This window comes from Streptomyces sp. NPDC004561 (assembly GCF_053602155.1).
Window position 1 is genome coordinate 1 of sequence record NZ_JBSGDB010000798.1, and the last position, 2,354, is coordinate 2,354.

The 2,354-nt window shown below is 75.4% G+C and carries 2 protein-coding genes and 1 pseudogene; 2 read left to right on the forward strand and 1 reads right to left on the reverse strand.

Annotated features, from left to right (window positions below; genetic code table 11):
- Positions 1-36 precede the first annotated feature (36 nt).
- Positions 37-102, forward strand: a pseudogene (locus tag ACWEN3_RS45430) (hypothetical protein); the annotation flags it as partial.
- On the opposite strand, the gene ACWEN3_RS45435 reads toward ACWEN3_RS45430, so the two are convergent.
- On the reverse strand, positions 78-1,067 hold the full coding sequence (locus ACWEN3_RS45435; RefSeq protein WP_452984179.1) for a LysR substrate-binding domain-containing protein: 990 nt from the start codon (positions 1,065-1,067) through the stop codon (positions 78-80). The pseudogene ACWEN3_RS45430 and the gene ACWEN3_RS45435 overlap by 25 nt on opposite strands.
- Before the next feature lie 71 nt (positions 1,068-1,138).
- Between ACWEN3_RS45435 and ACWEN3_RS45440 the strand changes: the two genes are divergently transcribed.
- Positions 1,139-2,236, forward strand: coding sequence for a YeiH family protein (locus tag ACWEN3_RS45440; RefSeq protein WP_452984180.1), 1,098 nt, complete (start codon positions 1,139-1,141; stop codon positions 2,234-2,236).
- Positions 2,237-2,354: the final 118 nt, after the last annotated feature.

Consider the following 2,354-nt stretch of genomic DNA (forward strand, 5'->3'; position numbering starts at 1 on the left):
GCCGCCGTCACCTTCGACTGCGCCGACCCCGCCGAAATGGCCCGCTTCTACGGCGAGTTGCTCGGCCACCCCGTCCTCTACGCGCCGGCAGGCCGCTCGCCAGTGACCGCCTGGCGGGCCACCGCGACCAGTTCCGCCGCCGGGCCCACCAGGCGGCGCCCCCGCGGCCAGACCGCACGCAGGTCGCGGGTGAGGTCGACGCCCGCGACGTCGACGCCGATCAGCCGGCCCTCAGCGATGTCCCCGCGGACGGCCAGCTCGCTCAGGACGGACGGCCCGGTGCCGGCGATCACCGCGCCGCGCACGGCGGCCGTCGAGCCCAGTTCCACCAGGGGCCGGACGCGTTCACAGCCGGCCAGGTACAGGGCCCGGTCCAGGGTCTGCCGCGTGCCGGAACCGCTCTCGCGCAGCACCAGCGCCGTACGGGACAGCTCCTGCGCCGACAGCGGTTCGCGCCGCCGCGCCCACGGGTGACCGGGGTCGACCACGACGACGAGCCGGTCCTCGGCCACCTGCCGCGTGGACATCACCCGGGACAGGCGCGGTCCCTCGATGAACCCGATGTCGGCCTCGCCCGACTCGATCAGCTCGGGCACGTGTTCGCTGTTGGTGACCTGCAGCCCGATGTACAGCTCCGGGCGGCGGCCGCGCAGCTCGCTGATCCAGACCGGCAGCAGGTACTCCGCGATCGTCAGGCTCGCCGCGACGCGCAGTTCGGCGTCCCGCCGGTCGCGCAGTCTGCCGGCCCCGGCGAGCAGCTCGTCCAGGTCGTCCAGGACGCGCCGGGCGTGTCCGACGACGGCCTGCCCGGCCAGCGTCAGCCGGGAGCCGCGGCGGGTCCGGTCGACCAGCACCAGCCCCAGCCCGCGTTCCAGCGTGGAGAGCCGGCGGCTGGCGGACGGCTGGGAGATCCGCAGCCGCTCGGCCGCCCGGCCCAGGCTGCCCAGGTCGGCCACGAGGACGAGGAGCCTCAGCGACTCCAGATCGGGCGTGCGCAGGGGCAGGTGAACGGTACGGGGGTCCGGCACGGAGGAGTCTGTCACAGCGCCAGCGTATGAGGGAGTCATACGTCTGGGCTATGACCTCTTGCTCGATCAAGGGCTACAGCGCGGGCGCGGGGCCGCCCAAAGTGGTGATCATGAAGGACGCCAGCCTCTCCCGGTCAGGGACCACCCGCCCGCCCCACCTCGCCTCCGCCCTCGCCGCCCGGCTCCCCGGCGTGGCCGTCCGGCTCCCCGGGCTGGGCCTCGCCGTCGGTGTCGCCCTGGTCGCGACCGCACTGGGCCGGCTGGTTCCCGTCGTCGGCGGGCCGGTGAGCGGCATCGTGCTCGGGGTGCTGGTGGCGGTCGCGGTGCGGCCCGGGGAGCGGACGCGGCCCGGTATCGCCTTCGCCGGGCGCGGTGTGCTCCAGGCGGCGGTGGTGGTACTGGGCGCGCAGCTGTCCCTGGGCCAGGTGCTGCGGGTCGGTGTCGGCTCGCTGCCGGTGATGATCGTGACCCTCGCGGTCTGCCTGACGGCGGCGTACGGAATCGGACGCCGCCTGGGAGTCGTACGCGATCTGCGCACCCTGATCGGTGTGGGCACCGGCATCTGCGGCGCCTCCGCGATCGCCGCGGTCACACCGGTCATCGGCGCGGCCGAGGCGGAGGTGGCCTACGCCGTCTCCACGATCTTCGTGTTCAACATCGCCGCGGTACTCACCTTCCCCGCCCTCGGGCATCTGCTGGGCATGAGCCAGCACGCCTTCGGCCTGTTCGCGGGCACCGCCGTCAACGACATGTCGTCGGTGGTCGCCGCCGCCACCACCTACGGCGGCCCGGCGGCCGACTACGCGGTGGTGGTCAAGCTGGCCCGCACGCTGCTGATCATCCCGATCTGCCTGGGCCTCGCCGCCCTCGCCCGCCGCCGCGCACGGTCGGCCGACGGTGACGTGGCGGGTTCCGGGCAGGGTCTCCCCGGCAGGGTGCGCGTCGGCCGGCTGGTGCCGTGGTTCCTCGTCGGCTTCCTCGTCCTGGCGGCCGTGAACACGGCCGGCCTCGTCCCGTCCGGCGCCCGCGGCCCGCTCGGCACGCTCTCCGTCTTCCTGATCACCGTCGCCCTGTCCGCGATCGGCCTGTCCACCGAGCCCTCCAGGCTGCGCCGGACCGGCCCCGCGCCCCTGCTCCTCGGGGGCTGCCTGTGGCTGGTGGTGTCCGCCACCAGCTTGGGCGTCCAGTTCCTGGCCCGGTACGTCTGACCGTCACGCACGGGAGGACCCGCACGACCGGGGCCGGGGGGGGGGGGGGGGGGCCCCCCCCCCCGCGCCCGCGGGCGCGGGCGCCGGGGGGGGCGGGGGGGGGGCCGGTGGGGGCACC